This window comes from Ancylobacter sp. WKF20 (assembly GCF_029760895.1).
In the GTDB taxonomy this organism is placed as follows: domain Bacteria; phylum Pseudomonadota; class Alphaproteobacteria; order Rhizobiales; family Xanthobacteraceae; genus Ancylobacter.
In genome coordinates this window covers 4,517,248-4,542,552 of sequence record NZ_CP121679.1, presented here as the reverse complement: position 1 = coordinate 4,542,552, position 25,305 = coordinate 4,517,248, and the positions used below count along the sequence as shown (strand labels likewise).

At 64.5% G+C, this 25,305-nt stretch carries 27 protein-coding genes; 11 read left to right on the top strand and 16 right to left on the bottom strand.

All coding sequences use genetic code 11. The features are described 5' to 3' along the window. Positions 1-2 precede the first annotated feature (2 nt). The 9 genes from AncyloWKF20_RS20970 to AncyloWKF20_RS20930 all read right to left on the bottom strand — a co-directional run bounded on the left by AncyloWKF20_RS20970 (position 3) and on the right by AncyloWKF20_RS20930 (position 7,707). A complete protein-coding gene (locus AncyloWKF20_RS20970; RefSeq protein ID WP_279315870.1) occupies positions 3-584 on the bottom strand; it encodes a gluconokinase in 582 nt (193 codons plus the stop codon). A gap of 102 nt (positions 585-686) precedes the next feature. Further along, entirely contained in the window at positions 687-932 is a 246-nt protein-coding gene (locus AncyloWKF20_RS20965) for a DUF2934 domain-containing protein (protein WP_279315869.1), read from the bottom strand. Positions 933-999: 67 nt separating this feature from the next. Then, positions 1,000-2,523, bottom strand: a complete 1,524-nt coding sequence (locus AncyloWKF20_RS20960) for an altronate dehydratase family protein (RefSeq protein ID WP_279315868.1) — start codon at positions 2,521-2,523, stop codon at positions 1,000-1,002. A 4-nt stretch (positions 2,524-2,527) separates the two neighbouring features. Beyond that, positions 2,528-3,538 carry a zinc-binding alcohol dehydrogenase family protein gene (locus AncyloWKF20_RS20955; RefSeq protein ID WP_279315867.1) on the bottom strand — a complete coding sequence of 337 codons (1,011 nt, stop codon included), beginning with the start codon at positions 3,536-3,538 and terminating at the stop codon, positions 2,528-2,530. 95 nt (positions 3,539-3,633) lie between these two features. Further along, positions 3,634-4,434 carry a transporter substrate-binding domain-containing protein gene (locus AncyloWKF20_RS20950; RefSeq protein ID WP_279315866.1) on the bottom strand — a complete coding sequence of 267 codons (801 nt, stop codon included), beginning with the start codon at positions 4,432-4,434 and terminating at the stop codon, positions 3,634-3,636. A gap of 79 nt (positions 4,435-4,513) precedes the next feature. Beyond that, positions 4,514-5,242: an amino acid ABC transporter ATP-binding protein gene (locus AncyloWKF20_RS20945; protein ID WP_279315865.1), complete on the bottom strand. Its 729-nt coding sequence runs from the start codon at positions 5,240-5,242 to the stop codon at positions 4,514-4,516. Then, positions 5,226-5,879: an amino acid ABC transporter permease gene (locus AncyloWKF20_RS20940; protein WP_279315864.1), complete on the bottom strand. Its 654-nt coding sequence runs from the start codon at positions 5,877-5,879 to the stop codon at positions 5,226-5,228. The genes AncyloWKF20_RS20945 and AncyloWKF20_RS20940 overlap by 17 nt, the downstream gene beginning before the upstream one ends. Before the next feature lie 11 nt (positions 5,880-5,890). Beyond that, entirely contained in the window at positions 5,891-6,574 is a 684-nt protein-coding gene (locus AncyloWKF20_RS20935) for an amino acid ABC transporter permease (RefSeq protein WP_267583612.1), read from the bottom strand. After that, a complete protein-coding gene (locus AncyloWKF20_RS20930) occupies positions 6,571-7,707 on the bottom strand; it encodes a mannitol dehydrogenase family protein (protein WP_279315863.1) in 1,137 nt (378 codons plus the stop codon). Before AncyloWKF20_RS20930 ends, AncyloWKF20_RS20935 begins: the two co-directional genes overlap by 4 nt. A gap of 246 nt (positions 7,708-7,953) precedes the next feature. On the opposite strand from AncyloWKF20_RS20930, the gene AncyloWKF20_RS20925 reads away from it, so the two are divergent. Then, complete coding sequence (locus AncyloWKF20_RS20925) at positions 7,954-8,880, top strand: GntR family transcriptional regulator (protein ID WP_279315862.1); 927 nt, start codon at positions 7,954-7,956, stop codon at positions 8,878-8,880. After that, on the top strand, positions 8,877-9,800 hold the full coding sequence (locus AncyloWKF20_RS20920) for a sugar kinase (protein ID WP_279315861.1): 924 nt from the start codon (positions 8,877-8,879) through the stop codon (positions 9,798-9,800). The genes AncyloWKF20_RS20925 and AncyloWKF20_RS20920 overlap by 4 nt, the downstream gene beginning before the upstream one ends. A gap of 25 nt (positions 9,801-9,825) precedes the next feature. Here AncyloWKF20_RS20920 and AncyloWKF20_RS20915 read toward each other — a convergent pair whose 3' ends face one another. The 4 genes from AncyloWKF20_RS20915 to minC all read right to left on the bottom strand — a co-directional run bounded on the left by AncyloWKF20_RS20915 (position 9,826) and on the right by minC (position 12,285). Beyond that, the gene (locus AncyloWKF20_RS20915) at positions 9,826-10,422 is read right to left on the bottom strand and encodes an IMPACT family protein (RefSeq protein WP_279315860.1); all 597 of its coding nucleotides are present in this window, start codon (positions 10,420-10,422) and stop codon (positions 9,826-9,828) included. Between the two features lie 122 nt (positions 10,423-10,544). Then, entirely contained in the window at positions 10,545-10,817 is a 273-nt protein-coding gene (gene minE / locus AncyloWKF20_RS20910; protein ID WP_267583620.1) for a cell division topological specificity factor MinE, read from the bottom strand. Next, on the bottom strand, positions 10,814-11,626 hold the full coding sequence (gene minD, locus AncyloWKF20_RS20905; protein WP_279315859.1) for a septum site-determining protein MinD: 813 nt from the start codon (positions 11,624-11,626) through the stop codon (positions 10,814-10,816). Before minD ends, minE begins: the two co-directional genes overlap by 4 nt. A 14-nt stretch (positions 11,627-11,640) precedes the next feature. Next, positions 11,641-12,285 (bottom strand): septum site-determining protein MinC, encoded by a 645-nt coding sequence (gene minC, locus AncyloWKF20_RS20900; protein ID WP_279315858.1) that lies wholly within the window; start codon positions 12,283-12,285, stop codon positions 11,641-11,643. A gap of 454 nt (positions 12,286-12,739) precedes the next feature. On the opposite strand from minC, the gene AncyloWKF20_RS20895 reads away from it, so the two are divergent. The 5 genes from AncyloWKF20_RS20895 to AncyloWKF20_RS20875 all read left to right on the top strand — a co-directional run bounded on the left by AncyloWKF20_RS20895 (position 12,740) and on the right by AncyloWKF20_RS20875 (position 18,955). After that, on the top strand, positions 12,740-14,119 hold the full coding sequence (locus AncyloWKF20_RS20895) for a virulence-associated E family protein (RefSeq protein WP_279315857.1): 1,380 nt from the start codon (positions 12,740-12,742) through the stop codon (positions 14,117-14,119). 403 nt (positions 14,120-14,522) lie between these two features. After that, complete coding sequence (locus tag AncyloWKF20_RS20890) at positions 14,523-15,053, top strand: hypothetical protein (protein WP_279315856.1); 531 nt, start codon at positions 14,523-14,525, stop codon at positions 15,051-15,053. Beyond that, a complete protein-coding gene (locus AncyloWKF20_RS20885; RefSeq protein ID WP_279315855.1) occupies positions 15,046-16,938 on the top strand; it encodes a phage terminase large subunit family protein in 1,893 nt (630 codons plus the stop codon). The genes AncyloWKF20_RS20890 and AncyloWKF20_RS20885 overlap by 8 nt, the downstream gene beginning before the upstream one ends. Positions 16,939-17,180: 242 nt before the next feature. Further along, a complete protein-coding gene (locus AncyloWKF20_RS20880; protein WP_279315854.1) occupies positions 17,181-18,446 on the top strand; it encodes an ATP-binding protein in 1,266 nt (421 codons plus the stop codon). Between the two features lie 2 nt (positions 18,447-18,448). After that, a complete protein-coding gene (locus AncyloWKF20_RS20875; RefSeq protein WP_279315853.1) occupies positions 18,449-18,955 on the top strand; it encodes a hypothetical protein in 507 nt (168 codons plus the stop codon). 286 nt (positions 18,956-19,241) lie between these two features. Here AncyloWKF20_RS20875 and AncyloWKF20_RS20870 read toward each other — a convergent pair whose 3' ends face one another. The 3 genes from AncyloWKF20_RS20870 to AncyloWKF20_RS20860 all read right to left on the bottom strand — a co-directional run bounded on the left by AncyloWKF20_RS20870 (position 19,242) and on the right by AncyloWKF20_RS20860 (position 22,251). After that, complete coding sequence (locus AncyloWKF20_RS20870; RefSeq protein WP_279315852.1) at positions 19,242-20,456, bottom strand: abortive infection family protein; 1,215 nt, start codon at positions 20,454-20,456, stop codon at positions 19,242-19,244. Between the two features lie 360 nt (positions 20,457-20,816). Beyond that, complete coding sequence (locus AncyloWKF20_RS20865; RefSeq protein ID WP_279315851.1) at positions 20,817-21,986, bottom strand: PD-(D/E)XK nuclease family protein; 1,170 nt, start codon at positions 21,984-21,986, stop codon at positions 20,817-20,819. Between the two features lie 40 nt (positions 21,987-22,026). Next, the gene (locus AncyloWKF20_RS20860) at positions 22,027-22,251 is read right to left on the bottom strand and encodes a helix-turn-helix transcriptional regulator (protein WP_279315850.1); all 225 of its coding nucleotides are present in this window, start codon (positions 22,249-22,251) and stop codon (positions 22,027-22,029) included. A 93-nt stretch (positions 22,252-22,344) separates the two neighbouring features. Here AncyloWKF20_RS20860 and AncyloWKF20_RS20855 point away from each other — a divergent pair, with 93 nt between their 5' ends. From AncyloWKF20_RS20855 to AncyloWKF20_RS20840, 4 genes are all read left to right on the top strand, one after another. Beyond that, positions 22,345-22,716 carry a hypothetical protein gene (locus tag AncyloWKF20_RS20855; RefSeq protein WP_279315849.1) on the top strand — a complete coding sequence of 124 codons (372 nt, stop codon included), beginning with the start codon at positions 22,345-22,347 and terminating at the stop codon, positions 22,714-22,716. Further along, on the top strand, positions 22,713-22,976 hold the full coding sequence (locus AncyloWKF20_RS20850) for a hypothetical protein (protein WP_279315848.1): 264 nt from the start codon (positions 22,713-22,715) through the stop codon (positions 22,974-22,976). Before AncyloWKF20_RS20855 ends, AncyloWKF20_RS20850 begins: the two co-directional genes overlap by 4 nt. Positions 22,977-23,089: 113 nt before the next feature. Further along, the gene (locus AncyloWKF20_RS20845) at positions 23,090-23,791 is read left to right on the top strand and encodes a hypothetical protein (RefSeq protein ID WP_279315847.1); all 702 of its coding nucleotides are present in this window, start codon (positions 23,090-23,092) and stop codon (positions 23,789-23,791) included. A gap of 33 nt (positions 23,792-23,824) precedes the next feature. Continuing rightward, the gene (locus AncyloWKF20_RS20840; protein WP_279315846.1) at positions 23,825-25,183 is read left to right on the top strand and encodes a phage portal protein; all 1,359 of its coding nucleotides are present in this window, start codon (positions 23,825-23,827) and stop codon (positions 25,181-25,183) included. Positions 25,184-25,305 lie beyond the last annotated feature (122 nt).

Genomic DNA, 25,305 nt, shown 5'->3' with positions numbered 1-25,305 from the left:
CGTCAGCTCCCCGCCTGCACACGCTCGGTCGCGGCGGGATGCGCCGCACGGTCGGTGAGCCCCAGCCCGTCCAGAGCGCGGGCGACGACCTGGTCAGGAGGCACGTCGACGGTGACCTGCACCCCGCGCTCGTCCGCGCCGAGGTCTTCGAGCGTATCGAACTGGGAATCGAGCAGCGAGGGCGGCATGAAATGACCGGTGCGATGGGCCATGCGGTCGGCGACCAGAGCGCGGTCGGCGATTAATTCGACAAAGCGCACATCGGCCTTTGCCTGGCGCAGCGTGTCGCGGTAGGTCCGCTTCAGCGCCGAGCAGGTGATGATGACATTGCGCCCGCCCGCCGCCTCGGCGTCGATATAGGCGCGGATCTTGTCCAGCCAGGGCGCGCGGTCATCATCGTTCAGCGGGACGCCCTTCGACATCTTGGCGATGTTGGCCGCCGGGTGGAAGGTGTCGCCCTCGGCATAGGGCCAGCCAAGGACCTCGGCGAGCATTCTAGCAGTCGTGGTCTTGCCGATGCTCGATGGCCCCATGACGATCAGCGCGATTGCCGCGCCCCTATCCTCACCCACATGCTGCATCATCGGCTCTCCACCTCGACTGTATCCCGAGGTGGAACGCCACGGCGCGCCGCATGGTTCCCCCGCGAGGTAATCGAGGGCGGGCGCTTTGGAAATCTAGGGAAGTCAGCCCGAGGGCTGCTGGTTGGGATCGTCGCTGCCGACATCCGGCAGCATGCCGGTGCCGGGGGTGGCATCCTCGTTGACGAGGTCCGGCCGGGCATGCGGCCCGGCGCTGGGCATGTCCGCGTCGTCGGTCTCGACCAGCGCCGCCGCCTGCTGCCAGTGCTCGATCTCGCGGCCGGTCGGGCAGCCCTCCGCGAGCCACAGCTCGTGCGCCTTCGCCTTGATCTGCTCGTCGCGCTCACTCATGGTCCGGCTCCTCACCTGTGTGAGGCAAGAACACGCGAGGCGCCGACCCGTTCCGCCCGACGGGCGCCTACATCACCGCGCCGAGCTGCCAGGGCACGAACTCGTTGCGGCCATAGCCGAGCAGTTCGGACTTCGAGCGCTGGCCGGAGGCGATGGCGAGCACGGCCTCGAAGATCTCGCGGCCCTTGGCCTCGATCGACACGCCGTCGAGCACATCGCCGCAATTGATGTCCATATCCTCCTCCATCCGCCGGAAGAGGTCGGAATTCGTCGCGAGCTTGACCGACGGGGTGGGCTTGCAGCCATAGGCCGAGCCGCGCCCGGTGGTGAAGCACAGCATGTTCGCCCCGCCGGCCACCTGCCCAGTCGCCGCCACCGGGTCGTAGCCGGGCGTGTCCATATAGACGAAGCCCCGGCGGTCGATCCGCTCGGCGTAGCGATAGACGCCGCGCAGGGTCGAGGTGCCGCCCTTGGCGACCGCGCCGAGCGACTTCTCCAGAATGGTGGTGAGCCCGCCCGCCTTGTTGCCCGGCGAGGGGTTGTTGTTCAGCTCGCCGCCGGCGCGGGCGGCGTACTGCGTCCACCATTCAATAAGATCGACGATCTTGCGCCCGACTGCCTCGCTCTCGGCGCGGCGGGTGAGCAGATGCTCGGCGCCGAAGATCTCCGGCGTCTCGGAGAGGATCGCCGTGCCGCCATGGCGCACCAAGAGGTCGACCGCCGCGCCGAGCGCCGGGTTGGCGGTGAGGCCCGAATAGCCGTCCGAGCCGCCGCATTGCAGCGCCAGCACCAGCTCGGAGGCCGGCACGGTCTCGCGCACGCTGGCATTGGCATAGGGCAGCATCTCGCGGATCTTGGCGACGCCGGTCTCGATGGACTGGCGCGTGCCGCCATTCTCCTGAATGGTCAGCGTCTGGAAATGCGGCCCCTCGACGATGCCGTACTGCTTCATCATGCGCGGGATCTGGAACACCTCGCAGCCGAGCCCGACCACGAGGATCGAGGCGAAGTTCGGGTGGCTGGCATAGCCCCATTGGGTGCGGGCGAGAATATCGAACTCCTCACCCTTGGAGGCCATGCCGCAGCCCGTGCCGTGGGTGAAGGCGACCACGCCGTCAATGTTCGGGTAATCTGCCAGCACGCCCGAGCGCGTCACCGCGTCGGCGATGAAGTCGGCCACCGTCGCCGAGCAGTTCACCGAGGAGAGGATGCCGATATAGTTGCGCGTGCCGACCCGCCCATCGGCGCGACGGAACCCCTGAAAGCTCGCCGGCGCCTCGCCCGGCAAAAGGCCGGTATCGGGCCGGGCCTCGGCGGCGAAGGCATAGTCGCGCTCGAAATCCTGCAGCACGACATTGTGCTCGTGCACCCAGTCCCCCGGGGCGATGTCGGCGCCGGCAAAGCCGATGACCTGGCCGAACTTGCGGATCGCCTCACCTGCGGCAATGGCGCGGGAGGCCACCTTGTGGCCCTTGGGGATCTGCCGCGCGGCCACGACATCCGCCGTGACAGTGGCGCCCGCCGGGAGGCTGTCGACGGCGATCACGACATTGTCGGCGTCGCCAAGGCGCAGGATGCGGGGAACGGCCATGGGCTCAGACTTCCAATATGGCCTTGATGACACCCGCCTCGGGCTTCAGCCAGGCGTCGAACAGGCCGGGCGCCTCGCTCAGCGGGCCGCGATGGGTGTTCAGCGCCTTGGTCGGCACCTTGCCGGCCTCCATCTGCCGGACGACCTCGGCGAAGTCGTCGGCCTGCGCGTTACGGCTGGCGAACAGCGTCGCCTCGCGCTTGTGGAATTCCGGGTCGGAGAAGGTGATGTCGGTGCGCACCACGCTCACCAGCACATAGCGGCCGGCATGGGCGAGGAAGCCGAAGCCGCGCTGCATGGCGGCCGCGTTGCCGGTGGCGTCGATCACCACATCGTAGAAGTCGCCGCCAGTCAGCCGCTTGGCTTCCGCCTCGGCGGAGGCATCGGCGATCAGCATCTGGTCGGCGCCCAGCTCGTTGATGGTGAAGCCGATGCGGTCCTCGCGCAGGTCCATCACCGTCACATGCGCCCCGCGCGCCTTGGCGAAAATGATGGCGGACATGCCGATGGGGCCGGAGCCGACCACCAGCACGCGGTCCTGCGCGGTGATGCCGCCGCGCTTCACGCCATGGGCGCCGATGGCGAGGAACTCGATCATCGCCGCCTCGTCCAGCGAGGCGGAGCCGGCCGGCACGACGTTCTGCACGGGCACGCAGAGGAATTCGGCCATGCCGCCATCGCGGTGCACGCCGAGCACGTTGATGTTCATGCAGGCATTGTTCACGCCCTTGCGGCAGGCATGGCAGGTGCCGCAGGACAGGTACGGCACGATATAGACGTTCTGCCCCTTGGCGAGGCCGCTGCCCGCCGGCGCGCTCTCCACCGTGCCGGAGAGCTCGTGACCCATGACGCGGGGATATTCGAGGAAGGGGTGCTGGCCCTTATAGATATGGAAGTCCGTGCCGCAGATGCCCACCCGGCGGATGCGGATCAGCGCCTCGCCCGCCGCCGGCACCGGCTCGGGACGGCTGATGACCGAGAGGCGGCCGGGTTCTTCGCAGATCAGGGCTTTCATGGCGCGGGCTTTCCGGGGCGGTATCGAAGCGGAGAAATATGCGGCCCGGGGAGAGGCATGGTGCCGGGATCACCGGGCCGCAGTCGGGAGGCTCGTCAGTTGGTGGCCGGCAGGGTCTGCGGCAGCGGCACGCCGTTGTACTTGAGGTAGATCTCGCGCAGTTTCCCATTGGCGAGATCCTGCGCGATCCACTCATTGAGCGCGACGCGCAGCTTGTCCTCGCCCTTGCGCAGGCCGATGGCATAGGGGTTGGTCTTCAGCACCAGCTTGGTCTCGAACGGGTCGTTGGGACGGCGCTGGTTCACCGCCGCCATCACCTGCGGCGAGGAGCCCATCACGTCCACCTGGCCGGAGACCAGCGCGGTGATGAGGGTCGCGTCGTCGTCATAGCGAACGATTTCGGCGTTCTTCACCTGCGCGGTGACTTCCTTGTCGTTGGTCGAGCCGCGCGTGGTGCCGATGCGCTTGCCGGCCAGATCCTCGACCGTCTTGATCGCGGCGCCCTTGGGGGCAGCGACGACGATCTGGATCACGCCATAGGCGTCGGAGAAGTCGATGACCTTCTTGCGCTCCTCGTTCACCGAGAAGGAGGCCATGACGATGTCGGCCTTGCCGGTGAGCAGGAAGGGCACGCGGTTCGGGCTGGTGACCTGCACGATCTCCAGCGGCACGCCGAGATGGGCGGCGAGCAGGCGCGCGCTCTCCACGTCCGAACCGGTCGGCTGCATCTGCGCGTCGGCCATGCCGAAGGGCGGGGAGCCGAGATCGATGGCGACCAGGAGCTTGCCGCGCTTCTTGATGTCGTCGAGCGTATCGGCCTTGGCGAGGCTCGGCAGGCCGAAGCTGCCGGCGAGGCCGGCAATGGCGGTGGCGGTGAGGAATGCGCGGCGGTTCATGGTGCCCTCCCAGGGACGTGTTGGCATTATGCGTTGATGCGGAACCGGCGCCGGATTGGCGTTAAGGGCGCCGGGGATGTCAGAGGCCGGAGCCGACGAACTCGGCGAGTTCACGGGTCTTCGGGCTCTCCAGCATGGAGCCGGGCCCGGTCTCCCAGACCTTGCCCTTGTGCATGTAGACGACCTGGCTCGCGACCTTGCGGGCGAAGGCCATCTCATGGGTGACGAGGATCATCGTCATGCCGCCGCGGGCGAGGTCTTCCATGACCTTCAGCACCTCGCCGGTCAGTTGCGGATCGAGCGCCGAGGTCACCTCGTCGAACAGCATCAGCTTGGGCTGCATGGCGAGCGAGCGGGCGATGGCGACGCGCTGCTGCTGGCCGCCGGAGAGCTGCTCGGGATAGTGCCCGGCCTTCTCCGCGAGGCCGACGCGGCGCAGCACGTCCTGGGCGAGATCGCGCGCCTCGGCCTTGCCCACCTTCTTCACGCAGCTCGGCGCCAGCATGATGTTCTGCTCGGCGGTGAGGTGCGGGAACAGGTTGTAGCTCTGGAACACGATGCCGACGTCGCGGCGCAGCGAGCGGCGGTCGAGCTTGGGGTCGTGCACGGCGTGGCCGCACACGTCGATCGTGCCGTCGTCGATGGTCTCCAGCGCGTTGATGCAGCGCAGGGCCGTCGACTTGCCGGAGCCGGACTGGCCGATCACTGCCGCCACCTCGCCGCGGCCGACCGTGAAGGTCACGCCGTCCAGCACCTTGTGGGCGCCGAAGCTCTTGTGAACGTTCTCGAGTTTAACCACGGCCGACATTGAGCTTCCTTTCCAGCCTCCGGCTCCAGGTCGACAGCGGGAAGCAGATCGCGAAGTAGATCGCCGCCACGACCATGAAGACGGTGAAGGGCTCGAAGATCGAGTTGTTGATGAGCTTGCCGGCCTGCGCGAGTTCGACGAACCCGACCACGGAGGCCAGCGAGGTGTTCTTGACGATCTGCACGAGGAAGCCGACCGTCGGGGGCGTGGCGATGCGCATCGCCTGCGGCAGGATCACCCGCGTCATGCGCTGCCAGGGGGTGAGCGCGAGGCACTCGGCCGCCTCCCACTGGGTCTTCGGCACCGATTGCAGGCAGCCGCGCCAGATCTCGGCGAGGAAGCCCGACGCGTAGATGGTGAGGCCTAGCCCCGCCGCGAACAGCGCCGGCACTTCCTGGAAGCCGACAATGGCGATGCCGAAATAGATCAGGAACAGCAGGATCAGCAGCGGCGTGCCCTGCACGATCTGGATGTAGCCGATCGCCGCGTAGCGCAGCACGCGGTTCGAGGAGATGCGCATAAGCGCCACGGTGAAGCCGACCAGGCCGCCGCCGATGAAGGCGATGGCGGACAGGCCGAGCGTCCACAGCGCGGCCCAGCCGAGGAATTGCAGGTGGATGAGGCTGAAACTCGGCATGGATCAGACCCTCACAGCGCCGTGCCGAGCTTGCGCCGGCGCACGAACACCACGAGGCCGAACAGCCCCAGCGCGATGCGCACCACGAAAGACAGGGCGAGATAGATCAGCCCGACCACGATGTAGGTCTCGAAGGACCGGAAGGTGTCGGACTGGATGCGGTTGGCGACGGCGGTGAGTTCCTCCGCCGAAATCTGCGAGGTGATGGAGGAGGCCAGCATCAGCAGCACATACTGGCTGGTCAGCGCCGGATAGACCCGCTCGATCGCCGGACGGATAATGACGTGCCAGTAGATCTGCGGCCGCGACAGGCCGAGGCAGTCCGCCGCCTCGAGCTGCGACTTGTGCACCGACTCGAGGCCGGCACGGACGATCTCGCAGGTATAGGCGGCGACGTTCACCACCAGCGCGATCACCGCCGCCATGTTGGCGGACACCCGGATGCCCAGCGTGGCGATGCCGAAATAGACGATGAACACCTGCACCAGCAGCGGCGTGTTGCGGATGATCTCCACATAGCTCGCCACCAGAAAGCGCACCCAGCGCGGCCCATCCGACCGGCCGATGGCGCAGAGCGTGCCGAGCACGAAACCGAGCACGGTGGAGACCGCGGAAAGCTGCAGCGTGAGCCAGGCGCCCTGCAGGAATTCCGGCCAATAGGCCCAGAGCGAACTGAAATCGAACTGATAGGTCATGCCACCGGCTCCGCGCTGTGCAGGGCGACGATGGCCGACAGCACCGGGGTCGCCGGAGCGCCGGGCTGGCCGGCGATCCAGTCGAGGAAGGCGCCCAGCCGCCGCTCGACTTTCACCGCGTGGTTCTGCGCGATGTCGGCGATGCGGTGATCGAGGAACGGGTTGCGGAAGCGGTCGAGCGTCACGCCGACATAGGCGCGGGCTTCCGCTTCCATGCCCCGCGCGGCAAAGCCGGGGATGACCTCCTGCGCATAGAGCGCGTCGAGCCGTGCGCGGATGGCGTCATCGGCGAGGATGGCCCGCACCGTCTCGCCCGGCGCCCTCCCCTCGCTTGCCCAGATCTCCGCCAGCACGGTGTGGCCGAGATTGAGGATGTGCAGCTTGAGCCGCTCGAAGGGCTCGAGATCGTCGGTCAGCGTCACGCAGGGATGGCTGAACGGCAGGTCGAGGCCGGCGCGGCGCTCGATGGCCCAGAGCGCATAAGGCTCGGCCACCGCGCCGACCGGCTCGATCGGCTCGGAGACGATGCGGTCGACCAGCGTGTTGGCGAAGATCACCGAGGTCGCGATCCAGTCGCCGAAGGCGGCCGGCGCGCCGCTGGTGGCGGCGAGCGCCTGCACGGCGGCGCCGAGCACCTCGCCATTGCGGTTGATGAGTTCGCAGGGCAGCACGGTGAGCGCTCGCCCACCCGCTTGCCAGCGGGCATGAAGCAGCGCGGTCAGCTTGCCGGGGAAGGAGACCGGCACCGCGCCCGACAGCAGCGCCGGGCCCTGATCCTCATCGGCGACGCGGTAGCCGGCATCGCCCATATTGGAGACGACGATCTCCGCCTCCTGCGCGAAGAGGCGGGTGAGCGCCGGCCAGTCGGCGGCGGCGGACAGGCCCTGATCGACGGCGGTCACCTGCACGGTCCGCTCGACCGGGGCGCCCTCGACCATGCCGCGAATGATCACCGGATAGCCCTCGGGACGGCCAAAGGCGGCGACGCGGCCGGCGCGATCGGCCGAGCCGGAGGCCTGCACCACGGTGATCGGGCCGATGTCCTGCCCCTGCTGGCGCGCCTCATGGACGAACAGCGCCACATGGGCCTGCAGGAAACGGCTGGTTCCGAACTGAAGGATACGCCGGGTCACGCGGGCAGCACCCGGCCTGCTCCGCACGGACGGACCGCGCGGACATCGACAGGCTGGCAGGCACACGGATTTCGGCTGTCGCCGTTGAGCAACATGATCGCTTCCTCACCCAAGAATGGTTCTTATTGGCCGTCTTTTAAATACAAAAATCCACGCTGGACGCGCGCTGTCAATCTGTTTTTAATGTAAAAAAAACGGCACGCTTCGTACGACGCCGTTGGGGAGACGCAAAGGGGCCGGCCGGGCATGAAGGGAAACTCCGTCTTCAAGAGCAGCTTTAACCGCTGCCTTCGGCGTTTGTCGGGGCTGTCGGTGGGCGCCATCCTGCCGTCAGAAAGCGAGCTGGCGCAGAGGCTTGAGGTCAGCCGCACCACCGTGCGCGCGGTGCTGGCCGCGCTCGACGAGCAGGGCATAGTCAAAGGCCCCGCCGGCCAGCGCAGCCTCGCCCGCCACCCGGGCGAGGGTGACTATTTCCCGGACACGCAGACGCTCTCGGCCGGCGCGGCGGTCGAGCGGCACTTCATGCAATGGATCCTGCAGGGCGACTTCCGCGCCGGGCAATTGCTGAACTCCGCCGAGCTCGCCCGCCAGTTCGGCACCTCGACGACGACGATCCGCGAGCACCTCGCCCGCTTCCAGCATTTCGGCCTGCTGGAGCGCCGCCCCAACAGCGCCTGGCTGTTCAAGGGGGTCACCCCGGCCTTCGCCACGGAAGTCTACGATGTGCGCGAGCTGTTCGAGCTGCGCGCCACCCGCAGCTTCATCGAGCTGCCGGACGATTCCCCGCCCTGGCGCGAGCTCGACGCCATCGAGCAGGATCACCACGCCTTGCTCGCCAATATCGACACGGACTATCCGCGCTTTCCCGCGCTGGACGAGCGGCTGCACCGGGTCATCCACGAGACATCGGAGAACCGCTTCATCATCGACTTCTACGACGTGATCTCGACCCTGTTCCACTACACCTATCAGTGGAACAAGGGCGACGAGAAGCAGCGCAACACCACCGCGCTGCTGGAGCATCTCGACTACATCCAGGCGCTGCGCAGCCGCGACCCGCGCGCCATCGACGCGCGCTGCCGCAAGCACCTGCGCACCGCCCGCGCTACCCTTCAGCGTTCCATCAGATTCGGGCCGTTCCCTGATGACGCGCCCGCCGGAGTTGCCCCGTGAGCCAGCTTTTTGTCAGCATCGGCGAATGCATGATCGAACTCGCCGTTACCGCCGAGGGGCTGTACCGGCGCGGCTTCGCCGGCGATACGCTGAACACCGCCTGGGGCGTGCGCGGCCTTTCCGGCCCCGATGTCCGCGTGCGCTACCTCACCTGCGTCGGTGACGACACGCCGTCCGACGAGATGGTCCGTTTCATCGGCGACGCCGGCATCGACACCCGCCATATCGGCCGCGTGCCCGGCCGGCCGGTGGGGCTCTACATGATCGCGCTGCAGGGCCATGAGCGCACCTTCACCTATTGGCGCGACACCTCCGCCGCCAAGCTGCTCGCCGCCGATCCCGCAATGCTGCGCGCCGGCCTCGCGGGAGCGCGCTGCATCTACTTCTCCGGCATCACCCTCGCCATCCTCGCGCCGGAGCACCGCGCGACCCTGTTCGAGGCGCTGGCCGAGGCGCGGGCGGCGGGCGCAATGATCGCCTTTGACGCCAATGTACGCCCGCGCCTGTGGGCGGGGCCGGACGCGCTGCGCGCCGGCATCGAGGCCGGCTACCGCGCTGCCACCATCGCCCTGCCGACCTTCCCGGACGAAGCTGGCCTGTTCGGCGACGCCACGCCGGGCGACGCCGCCCGCCGCATCGCCGGCTATGGGGTGGAGGAGATCGTGGTGAAGGACGGCGCCGAGCCCTGCACGCTCGTCACTGGGGGCGAGACGCTGAGCCTTCCGGCCGAGCGCGTCGACCAGCCGCTCGACACCACCGGCGCCGGCGACAGCTTCAACGCCGGCTATATCAGCGCCCGCCTTGCCGGCCACCCGCCGGCCGAGGCCGTCGCGCACGCCCACCGCGTCGCCGCCGCCGTCATCGGCACGCGCGGTGCGCTGCTCGACATGGCAGCACTGAGGGTGTTGGCGGCCGGATAGGGGGCCGGCGGCGCTTGCCCTGGGCCTATTCGTCCCACCGGATCAGGCATCGCCCGCTGGTCAGATCCGCCAGCAGCCGGTCCACGCTGCCGGCCTCCGCCTGCGGCGCAGACACGGCGAGGATCGCGCCACTGTCAGTGAAGGTCTGAACCGTCACCAGCACGCCCGCCAACGCGCCGAGCCTCGCCTGCACCAGCGCGAGATCGCTGAACCCGCAGGTGAGCGTGCCGGCGACGGTCGCGATGAGCGCCACCTTGCCGGCCTCGCGCACGCACAGCGCCGCGGTGCCGCCATAGGCCCGGATCAGGCCGCCGCTGCCCAGAAGGATGCCGCCGAACCAGCGCGTGACGACAATGGCGACATGATCGAGGTGTTGCCCGTCAATGGCCGCGAGGATCGGCTTGCCGGCGGTCCCGCTGGGCTCGCCATCGTCGTTGAAACGGTAGCTCTGGCCGATGCGCCATGCCCAGCAATTGTGATTGGCCGCCGGGTCCGACTGTGCCGCGATGAAGGCCTTCGCCGCCGCTTCGTCCGCCACGGGACCGGCAATGGCGATGAAGCGGCTCTTCTTGATTTCCTGCTGGCAGCGAGCAGGTTCAGCGAGGGTGAAGCGTGCGACCATGCGCTCGTCTACCATGACGGACGGCCGCGATCTCCCCGCCCTGCCCTCCATACGCAGGAAGCCCGGAGCCGCTGCCGGTCCCGGGCTTCACATCGCAGATGGCAGGCTTTTCGTGCGTGCTGTCAGGCGGCGCGGCTGGCCGACAGATTGACGTCGCCGCGCACCTCGACCTCGATCTCGAGGATCGACATCGGCGTGCCGCGTTCCAGGCGCACCTTCACATTGTCCTGCTCGCAGGGCACATGCTTGGCGACCACGGCCAGGATGTCCTCGCGCAGGCGCGAGAGCAGATCGTCGCCGCCCAGCACCTGGCGCTCATGCGACAGCAGGATCTGCAGCCGTTCCCGCGCCTGGGGGGCGCTGCCGTGAGAGAAGAAGCGTTTCCACAAGGTCATGCCGCCCTCCGCAGGAGCTTGCTGAACAGACCACCACGCTGCCGCGGCAGTTCCATGGCGACGTCCTCGCCCTTGAGGCGCCGCGCCGCGTCCTGATAGGCGCGGGCCGGCGCGCTGTTCGGGTCATGGATGGAGACCGGGACGCCCATATTGGACGCCTTGAGCACGTCATTGCTCTCGGGGACGATGCCGAGCAGCGGCAGCGACAGGATTTCCAGAACGTCCTCGGTCTTCAGCATGTCACCGCGCGCCGCGCGGACCGGATCGTAGCGGGTGAGCAGCAGGCGCTTGTCCACCGTCTCGCCGCGCTCGGCCCTCAGCGTCTTGGAATCGAGGATGCCGACGATGCGGTCGCTGTCGCGCACCGACGAGACTTCCGGGTTGGTGACGACGATGGCGATCTCGGCATGGCGCATGGCGAGCGTCGCGCCGCGCTCGATGCCGGCCGGGCTGTCGCAGATGACCCAGTCGAAATGCTGCGACAGCAGGCCGATGACCCGGTCGACGCCTTCTTCCGTGAGCGCATCCTTGTCCCGCGTCTGCGAGGCCGGCAGCAGGAACAGCGAATCCAGCCGCTTGTCCTTGATCAGCGCCTGCGGCAGCCGGGCATCGCCCTGGATGACGTTGACGAAGTCGTAAACGACCCGGCGCTCGGCGCCCATGATCAGGTCGAGGTTGCGAAGCCCGACGTCGAAATCGACGACGACAACCTTGTCGCCGGTGCGGGCCAGGGCAGCGCCGATGGCGGCGGTCGTCGTCGTTTTACCGACGCCACCCTTTCCCGACGTGACTGTGATGATCTTAGCCATGTCTTGTTTCGCTCCTAAAGCGCTGTAATTCGCAGGGTCTCGTCTTCGGTCGATACGCGGACCGCCTTGCCCCGGAAGGCGTCGTCAATGTCCTCAGCGGTGCGGTAGATGCCGTCCACCGCCAGCAGCTCGGCGTCGAGCTTGGTGCAGAAGATCTGCGCCGTGGCGCCGAAGGTCGCGCCGGCGATGGCACGGCCAGCGAGGGTTCCGTAAACATGGATCGAGCCGCCGGCGATGATCTCGGCGCCGGCGCCGACCGAGCCGATAATCGTCACATCGCCTTCGAGGCAGACGATGGACTGGCCGGAGCGCACGCGCCGCTCGACCAGCAGGTTGGCCGGCTCGACGGGCTTGCGCGGCGGTTCCGGGGAAACCGCGACGTCGATCATCGGCAGCGTGCTGTCACGCCCGCCGCGCAGGATGGGCGGCATGGCGGCATCCACCAGGCTCGGACGGACGCCTTCGAGCCCGACCAACCGGACGCCGCGCGTCGCCAGTTCGCCGATCCAGCGTTCGACATCGGGCTTGCTCTGCGCCGTGTCGGCGAGGTCCAGAACGACGGTGCGGCCCTTGAAGAAACCGGGGGAGCGCTGCAGCCACACGTCGAAATCGACCAGCCACGCCTCCAGCGGCACATCGGCCACCAGCGTCATCGCCATGAACGAGCGTCCACGGAAACGGATCGACGGCCCGGTTTGACTGACAGCGTTCACGAAACGAATCTCCCCAACTGAGGGATAGATTCAGTTAATCTAGGTTAACGAGTGGTTAATCGACCGCGTAATCTCCACTGCCGGAGGGTTCCGGTATCTTCGGCACGTGCGGCACCTGCCGCCGAGGACAAGCGTCGATGGACCACCTAATCGCGCGCCGGATAGGGGTATAAAAATACCTAACATCCAGCCGAAGCTGGCATGCTTTGAGGTCAGCTAAGTCAAATAAATTTCAGGGTTTCTGAGCTTTGGCGAGCTACCCAAAGCGAGGAAATGGTGCCAGGGACGGCGCCAAAGAGGAACCACATTCCAAGGTGGTTACGGACAAGTGGGACGCAAAATCGGCCACTGATCCGAAAGGCTTTTCCGATGGGGTATTCCCACCGGAGGGCGACGACGAATGACCGCCAATATCGTCGATCACGAGGGCGGACATGCGGCTCGGAAGCGAGCCGACATCGATCAGTCGATCCTCAGTATTGTTTTCCCTGAGGAGGCGACTAGCGCGCCGGCGGCATCCAATCGGAACAAGTCGGTGCCCTCGCCCAAGCCGGGAAAGCAGCCCATTTCCGGCTGGCTCGCGGACTGCACAAAGGACGATAAGGGCCAGCCGCTCGGCAACCTAGCCAACGCGGCGCATGCTCTGCGCCACGATCCGGGCGTCGCCAAGATCTTCGCCTATGATGCCTTCCGCTCGTCATTGATCCTCGAAAGCCCGGTGCCTGCGCCCGGCGAGGGTGATGCGCTGCCGGATGACGACTTCCAGCCGCGCCAGGTGTGCGACAACGACGTGAACCGCCTGCAGGAATATCTGCAGGACGGCGGACTGCCGCGCCTCGGCAAGGACACGACTTACCAGGCCGTCGACATCATCGCGCACGAGCGCGCTTTCCACCCCGTGCGCGATTACATCGAGGCGCTGGTTTGGGACGGCCAGCCGCGAGTAGTGACCTGGCTGCAGACCTATCTCGGCTGCGAGCCGACGCTCTACACGTCGCAGATCGGCAGCATGTTTCTTATCGCCATGGTGGCCCGCATCTTCGAACCGGGCTGCAAGGCGGACTACATGCTGGTGCTGGAAGGACCGCAGGGCGCGATGAAGTCGAGCGCCTGCAGGATCCTCGGCGGCGAGTGGTTCTCGGACAACATGCCAGACGTGACCAGCGGCAAAGATGCGAGCCTGCATCTACGCGGCAAATGGCTGATCGAGATTGCGGAGCTGTCCGCTATCGGCAAGGTGGAAGACGCAGCGCTCAAGGCGTTCATTACCCGCGCCGTGGAGCGCTATCGGCCGCCCTATGGGCGCATGGAGGTCGACCAGCCTCGTCAGTGCGTATTCATCGGCACGACGAACAAGTCGACGTACCTGCGTGATGAAACGGGCGGGCGGCGCTTCTGGCCGGTCAAGGTCGGGAAGATCGATCCGAATGCACTGCTTCGCGATCGCGACCATCTCTTTGCCGAAGCGTACCAGCTCTATCTGGCAGGTCGTCGATGGTGGCCAAGCGCGGATTTCGAGCGCGAGCACATCAAACCTCAGCAGGAAGCCCGCTTCGAAGCCGATGCATGGGAGGAGATCATCGGCCCATGGCTGCTCGGCAAGACGCGCGTCACCGTCAAGGACGTGGCCCTCTACGCCCTGAACATTGAGACACCGAGGATCGGCACGGCCGATCAACGGCGCATCGCCGCCTGCCTCGAACGCCTTGGCTGGGGCCGTGTCCCCCGTGGGCCGAATGGCGAGCGCTGGTTTGGGCCGATCGAGGGAGGCGGACGGTGAAGCTCAAGAGCCAATTGCGTCTGACGCACCCCGACGCACTGACGCACTCCGACGCAGTTTCCATAAACCGTACGTGCGTACACGCGCGCGCACACGCACCCCCCTCATATACAGAACTGCGTCGGAGTGCGTCAGTGCGTCAGTGTCCGTCGGGAACCACTCGCGAATTGACTGGGCAGGCGCTGGAAGAGCTGGCGAACCGAGTTCGCAGCCTCGTTCCCTCGCATCGTCACCCCGAAGCCTTCCACGAAGCCAAGTCGGAGATCGAGGCGGAGCTGCGGCGGCTGTCGCGGGTCCTCCCCACAGGGAGGCATACGGGTCGGGCCGAGCGCAGGACTTCGCTAGACGGAGGGGATTTGAGCCCTAAAGTCTCCGGCTTGAGAAAGGGTTGAGGATGCAGGATTTGCATAGCTCTCCCCTGTTCGGTGACGTGACCGGCAAGCCAGCGGAAACCCTCTCCAAGAAGGGCTTCGCCGAGGCGATCGGCGTCTCGGCGGGCCGCGTCTCGCAACTCATCGCCAGCGGGCTTCCCGTCGAGCCGAACGGGCGCATCCATGTTGCGCGGGGCAAGGCGTGGGTGGCCGAGAACGTCGACCCGAACCGGCGGCGCGCCTCGCTCGAAATGCCTTCCGCACCGTCCGCCCTTGTCTCGCATCGTGCGGTACGCGACGCAGCGGAGGCGGAGATCGCCCGGCTAAAGGCCGAGCGGATGGGGCGGACGCTGATCGACCGGGCCGCGACGCTCCGCACCATCGAGAGCCGCGCCCGCCTCGAGCGCGACGCCTGGCTCGGCTGGGTGAACCGTGCGGCACCGGAGATCGCTTCCACGACCGGCGCCGACCTCGCCGCTACCGTCGCCGTGCTCGACCGGCTGGTGCGCGCCCAGCTCGTCACCCTGGCCGATTTGCCCCTGGAGGCATTCTCCGATGACTGACCTTGCGCAGATGACGCTCGCAGAACTCACCGCCGAGCTGGTGGACGCGGCCTGGCGGCAGGGGCTGCGGCCGGAACTGCAGATGACTGTGACCGACTGGGCGGACGCGAACCGCACCCTGCCGGGCACCAATGCCGAGCCGGGCCCGTGGCGTACCTCCCGCGTGCCCTATCTCGCCGAGATCATGGATTGCCTTTCCACAGCCTCCCCCGTCGAACGGGTGGTGCTGATGAAGGGCGCACAGACCGGCGGCACCGAGGCGGGGCTCAATGCCATCGGCTATTGGGTGGCCCACGCGCCGGGGCTGATCCTCGCCGTGTGGCCGTCGATCGACATGGTGCGCCGCAACTCGCGCACCCGCATCGAGCCGTTGATCGAAGGCACGCCCGCGCTGCGCTCGCGCATCGCGCCGGCTCGTTCCAAGGATCCAGGCAATACGGTCGGGCTGAAGGAATTTCCCGGAGGCGCGCTCATCATGACCGGCGCCAACTCCGCCACCGGCCTGCGCTCCACCCCGGCGCGCTACCTCGTGCTTGACGAGGTGGACGCCTTCCCGGCCGATGCCGATGGCGAGGGCGATCCGGTAGCGTTGGCGGTGCAGCGCACGGTGACGTTCAGGGGCCGGCGCAAGATCTTCCTCATCTCCACCCCGACGGAGGCCGGGGTGTCGCGCATCGAGAAGGCCTATGCCGAGAGCGATCAACGCCGCTACTTCGTGCCCTGCCCGCATTGCGGCACGCACCAGGCACTAAGCTGGCGCGGCGTGACTTGGCCAGAAGGCGAGCCGCGCAAGGCGTTCTATACCTGCGCGGCCTGCGGCGGCGTGATCGAGGAGGCGGACAAGCCGGCGATGCTGGCGAAGGGCGAATGGCGCGCCACGGCCGAGGGAGACGGGCTCACCGCTGGCTTCCACCTCTCCGCGCTGTACTCGCCCTTTGAAAGCTGGGGAGAGATCGCCGCCGATTTCCTCACGTCCAAGCGCGACCCGGCGCGGATGAAGACATGGACTAATCTGAAGCTCGGCGAGGCCTATGAGGACCGGGACATGGCACCGCTGGCGCCGGACACGCTCGCCGCCCGTGGCCTCCCCTGCGATCCGCCATGGACTGAGCTTCTGCCGGAAGGCGTCGCCGTCATAACCGCCGGCGTTGATACCCAGGACGACCGCATCGAGGTGGAGTTTGTCGGATGGGGGCGGGGCGAGGCCAGCTGGTCGCTCGACTATGAAATCATCCATGGTGACACCTCGCGCCCGGAAGTGTGGGCAGCGCTTGACCGGCTTCTCGCCCGGCGCTTCCGCCACCCGAAGGCTCTCCCCGACCTTCCCGTGCTCGCCGTCGCCATCGATTCCGGCGGGCACCGCACCGACCAGGTGATGCGCTTCTCCGCCGAGCGGCTCAATCGCCGCATATGGGCGATAAAGGGCCGAGGCGGGCCGGGCGTGCCGCCCTGGCCGAAGCGCCCGCCCAAGCTGCGCAGCGCCAGCCTCGCGCCCGTCCACATTGTCGGGGTCGACACGCTCAAGCACGGGCTGCTCTCGCGCCTGCGCATCGACGATGGCGGCCCCGGCGCCTGCCACTGGCCAGCCGAGCGTGATTATCACTGGTTCACCGGCCTCGTCGCCGAGCGCCCGGTGCGCCGCTACACCAAGGGCGTAGCCCGCATCGAATGGGTGCCGGACCCAGGCGTGCGTAATGAGCCGCTGGACTGCCGGGTTTACGCCACGGCGGCGCTACATGGGCTTTACGCCGCCGGGATGAGCCTGGCGGATATGGTGGGAAAGGCCGAGGGGGCGGAGGTGCGGGCTGGGATTACCGGGCCGGAGGTTGCCGGCGACGTGGCGCGCAGGGCGCCGGCTGTGGTGCGGTCGAGCTGGGTGGGGTGAGGGGCCGAAATCAACCGGCGTCCCCCGTGACGTTGGACCACTCTCGCGATTGCTGCGCCTCGTTAACTCTGCCGTAGGGCCCAATTCGTGACTACGACACGGACACAGCGACGAGGATGTCTGTTGTAACGCATAAGCCTGCGGCTGCCCGGACATGGGAGGCCGCGAGAACGCTCCAATCCACGAGTCCCCATTGGAACTAAAATCGTGTTAGCCTCCTTACGCCAAATGCGGAGCTGCCCGTGCTTACATCACTGACCGTAGAACGCTGGAAAAGTATTGGATCAGCAACACTAAATATTGATCCAATAACTATTTTGATTGGAACAAATTCTAGCGGAAAATCAAATATCCTTGACGCGCTTTCGTTCCTTAACCGAATTGCGAATGGCGCGATGATTACTGCAGCTCTGCAGGGCGACACGGCATTTGCGCCGCTCCGCGGCGGCATCGAGTGGGCCCCTCAACGACCTGGGGATATATTTTCCATTGGCGTAACGTTGCGGGCAAATGACATACAAGATTTAGAATACAAAATAGAATGTCGAATAAATCAAAAGCAAGGTGAGGTTACATCTGAACAGCTCCATCGAATCCGATATCGACTTGACAAGAACGGAAGAAGGGGCTCAAAGCCGAGCAGGGTTGCACTGTTCTGGACTGATCCAGTCGCCCCGGAAAGTCCCACCATTACCGCTAGGCTCTACAATTCAAAGCGGGGAACCCCTCGCCAACTTAGCCGCGCTAGCAGCGTGCTTTTTCAGTTGTTTGGACAGCAGGCCTTAGCCGACACCAAAGAGGGGGTCGATCTGGCCCTTGCCGCACTTCGCAGCATCTTCATACTTGATCCTATCCCCTCTCATATGCGTGGCTTTTCACCGCTAGCGGACCGCCTTCTGCCAGATGCAGGAAATATTGCGGGCGTTCTGGCTGCTCTTCCCGATGAAACGAAAAGGGCGGTCGAAAGCACACTTACAAAATATGTCTCCAAGCTGCCTGAACGTGACATCAATAAAGTTTTTGCGGAAACTGTAGGTAAATTTGCCTCAGACGCTATGCTTTATTGCGAGGAGAGTTACGGCCCCGACGGAGCCCATGGCTTGGTTGATGCACGAGGCATATCTGACGGAACCCTTCGATTTTTAGCAATACTGACAGCGCTGCTTACTCGACCTGAAAACAGCTTGCTAGTTATTGAGGAAGTCGATAATGGCCTGCACCCTTCGCGGTCACAACTTCTGGTCAATATGCTAGCCGAAGTCGGGGGGGAACGATCCGTCGACGTGATGGTAACGACGCATAATCCGGCGCTTCTCGATGCGCTGGGTCCGGAACGGGTGCCGTTTATCACAGTTGCGCATCGCGACCCGGAGAGTGGCGAGACAAAGCTAACTCTCCTTGAAGATATAAAGCTATTGCCTAAGCTATTAGCTCAAGGACCTGTCGGGCGATTGTCCAGTCAAGGGCTTATAGAGAAGGCCCTCATCAATCAAAGTTCTGGATTTTGATCATGGGGTCAACCGTATTAATTATTGATACATCTGTCCTATGTTGCCTTCTTGATGTGCCAGGAAAAGAAACTTGCGGAAGCGATGCTGATCGCTGGAATAATGAAAGAGTCAGCGCTCTTCTCGAACAACGCGCGGGCGCGGTCAGGGTTCTTCCTCTGGCTACTATCATAGAGACAGGTAATCATATATCGCAAGCGAATGGCGATCGGCACAATGTTGCTAAGCGGTTGTCAGCTTTCATTTCATCTGCTGCAGACGGCGAGAGCCCTTGGGCTGCGTTCACCGATCAGGCCGACTTGTGGGGAGCAGAAAACCTAAAGGAGCTTGCTTTGAAATGGCCGAATCTTGCAGCTGCACGGACATCGATTGGCGACGCGACAATCAAAGATGTCGCCGAATTCTACGCAAGAGCGGGCTATGCGGTCGAAATTGTGACCGGGGACGCAGGTCTTAAGGCTTATGAGCCCAAGTCGAAACCGATGGTCCCGAGGCGAAGAGAAAAATAAAGGCCGCCGATCAAACTTCAGCGGACCCAATTTCCCGTCCCCGTCCGAGCGACGGCAAGCGCTCCTTCGCACGCTCGATGTACCGTTCGGCGGCTTCGAGCGGCAGGTGGTCGCGGAAGTAGTGAATGCCATGGCGTGCCTCTGCTAGAAATAGAGGACTCCGCGAGGCACGGGCAGTTGGGCGCCCCCTCGAACGGCTCGGGAACATGCCGTCACGCCCGACATCGCTGCCAAGCTATATCGGGCGGGTGATGCCGCCGATCGACACTTTCATTTCGATCCTCCGTTATCCGTTTACCTGACCGCTTCCGCTGGGAGTGCTCAGCGATGCTGATTGGTCCCCCGCGTCAACACGCCGAGCTTCCCAAGTGGCTACCAGAAACGTTGCCATCGCGCCGGCGAGATTTACCGCGAGCTCGGCATGCCGCGCTTGGGGGCGAGCACGTTTCGGACCAGGGCTGTGTGCGTCGCTCAATTTGTTGCGTAACGCACCCAGCGATTCCACAACTGATTGACAGCTTCCTAGTATTTGCTTGAAGATCTGTTCGGTGTGGTCGTCAGGCGCGAGCTTCAGGACCTTAGAAAGTTTGCGGTAAAGCGTCGGTAGGTCGTCCGTCTCCTGCCAAGTATTCCCGGCCTGATCGAGGATCCATTTGCAGACATCCTCCAGCAAGGTGCGGGCAAGCGTGATCGCGCCTGCCGGCTCTGAAGCGCGGCGCTCCATAGCCATTGTCCAGCGCTCGTGCACATGGGTCGGATCGAATGCGGCGAGCGCTGCCGATATGCTCTCGTCCGCCGGGGATCCGGTGGGGACAGGCTTAACTGAATAGAACGGGCTTCCCGATACCCTCCCCGCCAGCGCCAAGGTAAAGCCATCATGGCGCAACAGGGCGTCGACCTTCTCGGCCAGTGCACTCTGATCGGCGCCCGATCTGGCGTCAGGCCCCGTGACGGCCGCGAGAAACTTGAACAGCTGTTTCTGCGAGCAGGTGAGGATCCCGAGAACCTCCAGCACGCCCCGTGCCCCGAAGTCGTCATTAGCCACCGTGTGTCGGTACAGGTAATCTTCAAGCGTCGCTTCCCTGCTCGGCTGTGGAGCGGGCAGGGATGACAGCGGCCAGAGCGTCCCCAGGAGCTCAAGGTCTCCGACATCGCACGCAATCGGTAGCTCATCGAATAGGGCGATGAGGCGCCGCCGGGTGAGCGCCGTGACCGCTGGACCTGCCTGCTCATCAATCTTGGCCAATAGTTCGGCAAGCCCGAAGTTTTCGCGTTCGGCTAGAAATTGGCGCGCGCAGGAAACAACCTGCTCTGCTGAGACCTCCATCAGCCGTCTGTGCGCATACTTGAACTTGCTTGCATACGCTTCCTGCTCCTCGCCGTCGGCAAGATTGAGCCGACGGCAGAGCGCGGGAAGGTCATATGCTTTGAAATCGGAAATTGCCGATGCCAGCAGCTGGCGGAGCTCACCAATCATAACAGGTGGCAGCACAACACTCATCGGACGGCACGAACGTTATTAAGGTTCATCATGTTTATAACTACCCTGGCAACAGAGCCACAAGCACTAAAAACTGCAAACTCTGCAGGACGCCCTACCGACGCATCTTTTAGGGCGGGCACGGATGCTGTTTCACACTGCTATCGGCGCTGATGAACGCTTCCCTGCTGACCAGGCCATGGTCGCTTTTGAAGTTCGCGATCCTGCAGGTCTTTGGCACGAAGCCGGCGGAGGAGTTCCCCCGTTCCTAAATTTGTAGCGACGTTGCCGCGCCGCCTCCATCCCTCTGCAGGTCCACTAGCACGCCCAATCGCTCGCTTTAGCTTTCTCGCACCCGGTGATCGACGCACATCGTCATTCTTATGGCATACTCCGCGACGCTTTTGGGAGGCACCTCCTGAGGGTTTCCAGCGCGGCAGCAAGTTGACCATCATTGAACAGTGCCTCAAGCCACGCGTTCGCCTGGTTATAGATCGCCTGCGCCTGCTCGCGCTCTGTCGTCATCTCCCCGATAACGTCGAGCAGCGAACGTTGCACGATGAAGAGTGTATGGCGGTTCTTGTTCTCCCGGTCTCCCAGCAAGCGAACGACGCCCCCAGCCGAGGCAACACCTCCACGCCTGGCTGCCAGAACCTTCAAGACCTCAGTGCGGCGATCGCCAAGAGCCGGATCGGCCTCGATCCGCAGCATGATGTCGATGCTGTTTGCAGTACCGTCCGCGAATGGAACCCCGTGGTCGCCGTTGTTGTAAAGAAAACCGATTGTGATCGCGCCATTCCAGTCTTCGGGAGCGAACTCGATAGCCACGCGCCCATAGACATCACGAATGCGGTAGGGCGCTGATGCGCGGTTGCGCTCGGGAATGTTCTCCCATTCGTGCTCCATAAGGAGCTTTTCGGCGAGGCGCTGAAGCCTGGATAGAAAATTTCTGCTTTCGAGATACGCCTGAATCATCAAGGCTGTAATTGGGGGGCGAGCGCTCAGAGCGTGACGATCCATGAACTCGATCAACTCCCCTAGAAGACCATTGCGGCTTTCGGCTGAATTTAGGAATGCATACACATCTTCCCAGCGTAGCGCCTTAAAGCCTATGCCCGCTTTGGGCGGCACATAAGTGCGCGCCTGATTGTAATCGTTGAAAGCCGCACATATGAATACAACAAATGGATTAATATTATCCTTGATTATTAAACAGTATTTATCTAATTGATCTTTACTATATGGTGAATTCCATTTGTTTTCGATTATAATAGTGAACTCAGTTTTGTCTAAAAAACGCCCGCAAATGTCAATGTCAGGATATATCGTCGCACCGTCGACAACATCGTAAGACGCACGTGTTACGATTTTGATCGTGGCCGGATCAGGGTCACGATCGGTCAACAACTTGACCCAAGCGACTCGCAATTCAACATTGGTGCGCAGCACATAGACAAGCGCCTCTGTGAGGAAATTCTCCGCTGGCGTCATCCTGTCGCGGGGGCGCCACTCGTAGAGCGACAAGAATACGTTGGGGGAAGCGGCATCCATCAGCACAAGCGCCCGTCGGCATGACTTTTGGGGCATCACTCTACCGCTTGCGCAAGCGGACGCCAGGACCCTCACCGTTCTCTGCGACGAAGATCACGCCGGCCTCTTCCAGGGCCCGCTGAATCGCTTCGACGGTTCGAGGCAGAAGCGCCTCGCCCTTCTCCAAGCGGGTGATCGTATCGATCGAGACGTTAGCCTCTCTGGCCAGATCGCGCACCCCCCAACCCAAGGCGGCGCGGGCCATGCGGCACTGAACGGCAATCATCAGTACAATGTCCTGAATTCCTGTTGACGTACTGGCGTTTGCACTGCTATCAGGACAGTGCACTTAAATCAGTACTATCACAGGAGCACGCGCATGGACAGCCATGTTCGCGAACGGGAGCGTGTGGTTTCTGACCGGCGCCAGGCGCTTTGGCTTGGCGCGGCACTTGTAGCGGTTCCCGCGAGTATCGTTACGCTGGCCACCCCACCTCAAGAGCGCCTCGCGCGAGCTCTTAAGGAGATCGAGGCGGCGCTCGCCGAGATTTATCCCGGCGCTTATCAACGGCCGATCGTTGAGCTGCCTAAGCCGGAGGCCTTTGCCTCTCCGGTCCTTTCGGAGAGCCCCGTCATGTCCGGGAGGGTGGCCATGGTGTCGGTCACGGCCGACTCTTTTCACCAGCGCTACGGTGCCGGCCTCGTCTGCCGTGAGGATCCCATTCCCCTTCCTTCGGGGGCGCGGCCATGAGCGAGAAACTTGCTGAAGAGACGAAGTTTCTCGACGATGTTCTGTCGCTGGCACGGATGGCGTCCATCTCTCAGTATCATTTCGAAGCTATATTCCATCGGATAATCAGCATCGAGAAGAACAGCGTTCATCCCGATCACGACGAGATCGTCTTTAAGATCAGGCAGGAGCTATACGACAACGTTAGCTTTGCCCATTTCGATATCCTGGAGAGAGCAAAAAGGCTCGCTGATAGGGCGAAAGAGCTCATGGATCTCTGAGCCGTGACCCTGGCGAGGACCCCGCTAAAAATGTGGAATTGCCCCACTTTATCGAATTCCAATTAGGATCGAATCAGTGTAGCTTGCCCACATATAAGAGGCGGAGACGGCACATGTTTCACCAGATTCTGACGGCAACCTACTCTTCCGGGGATGTGGGGTACGCCCTGCAGCACCCGAAATTCGCCAACCATCAGCGAGAAGTCACGCGCGCGCGCTCGAGCATTCTTCCCCGACGCGCCGCCCCAGGCCCCGGTGGGGGCGAGTATCGCTACGCGCACATCGTCGAGCACGCGCTGCTCATGAGCATCGGCGTTCGGCGCGGGCGGGATATCAGCCGCGCCGTCTTCCTCGGCCTGGCCCGCGAACTGTCGGGTAACAGCCGTGGCAACAAGAAGATCAACAACCTGCCCGATGATGAGCGCCATGCGATCATTTTCGGCGGCACCAGTTTCGAGGATGCGGACTATCCCGATGGTGCACCAAAGGACCTCGCCCGGATCGTCGACTATCCCACGATCTTCTTCGATGAGGACTTCATCAGCCGCGACCCGGCGAAGCCGACTTTCCTGCTGTACGAGAACGAGCCAGTCCCCGGCGCCGCGCTCGTCATCCTCACGGGCGACCGCAGCCTTGGCGAGGCACAGGCCGAGCTGATCGAAAGGAAGCTCTACTCGGCCGGCTCCGAAGAAATGAAGGAGATTGTGCGGGAACGGTTCGACGACATCCCCGCCCTGAACCTGACGACGCTCCTGGCCCGCATCGACGAGCGGCTGAAGCTGCGTCTCAAGGCGCGCTCCATTCGGGGCTCCTGATTGATGGCTTACTCGGTCGGCATAGCCAGACGTGTGATTGACCGTTCGCTCGCCGCGATCGGCTTGCGCCGTCGTTCCTTCGAGGGAGCGGGCGCCGGCCGCCGCACCTTCGGCTGGGGCAAGATGCCGAACCCGCAGGCAGCGGTGCAGGCGGCCCGCCAGCCGCTGATGCAACGCGCCCGCTACCTTGTAGCGAACAATCCGCACGCTGCCGCCGCCAAGGCCGCATGGGTGGCGGCGCTGGTCGGCAGCGGAATCTGGCCGGCTCTCACTGGGCCGATATCGGATCGCTGGACGGCGTGGACCGACGAGGCGGACGCTGACTGGCTGACGGACTTCCCCGGCCTCTGTGCTCTGCTAGTCGGCAGCATGGTGGTGGATGGCGAGGGACTGGCGGTGCGCACAGTTACGCGTGCCGGCCTGCGCATCCGCGTGCTTGATCCCGACCAGCTCGACGGCTCGCTGACCCGCCCGCTGCCGGATGGCGGCGCCATCATCAACGGCGTGGAATTCGACGCGATCGGCACCCGCGTTGCCTACTGGATCAAGCCGCAGCGCTATGAACTCGCCATGCCGGCAAACATGAACCCGGTGCGGGTGCCGGCCGAGGATGTCATCCATCTCTTCCGGCCGGACTTTCCCGGTCAGGTGCGAGGCATTTCGTGGTTCGCCCCCGTGGTGCTGCGCATCGCCGAGCATGATGAATGGCACGGTGCGCAGATCACCCGGCAGAAGATCGGCGCCCTTCTGGCGGGGGTCATCACCACGCAGGATGGCACCACGCCCTTCGCTGGCGAGATGCAGGGTGATGCCGTGATCGGCAGTCTTGAACCCGGCGCCATGGTGGTGCTGCCGCCCGGGAAGGATGTGACCTTCTCCAACCCGCCGGCAATCGCCGAGGAGGCGAACGAATTCGCCCGCATCACCCTGCACGAGATCGCGGCCGGTCTCGGCCTGCCTTATGAGGTGATGACGGGCGACCTCTCGCAGGTGAACTATAGCTCCATCCGTGCCGGCATCGTCAGCTGGCGCCAGCGCATCGAGACCATCCAGCACAATGTGATCGTGTTCCAGATGCTGCGCCCGACGTGGAAGCACTGGGTGACGGTGGAACGGCTCGCGGGCCGAATCGACGGGCGCCTCGAGGATCCCGTCCCGGTGCGCTGGATCACCCCCAAGCAGCCTTGGGTGGACCCCGCCAAGGACGTTCAGGCGGAAGTCGACGCCATCAATGCCGGGCTGATGAGCCGCCGGGAAGCCGTCGCGGCGCGCGGCATGGATGTGGGCACCCTTGATGCCGAGATCGCCGCCGACCGCGCCCGTGAAAAGGCGCTCGGCCTCACCTTCACCTCGCCCGTCAAGGTGCCGCAGCCGGAAGGCACCACGGCATGAGGGAGGATCTTATCCAACCGCTCTGGCAGGGCTTTCACCGCAAGGCATTTCCGCTGCTGAGGCGCGGGCACCCGTCCGTGGATGAACTCCGGCGGATGGAAAAGGCGGCGCAGTACTGGCTC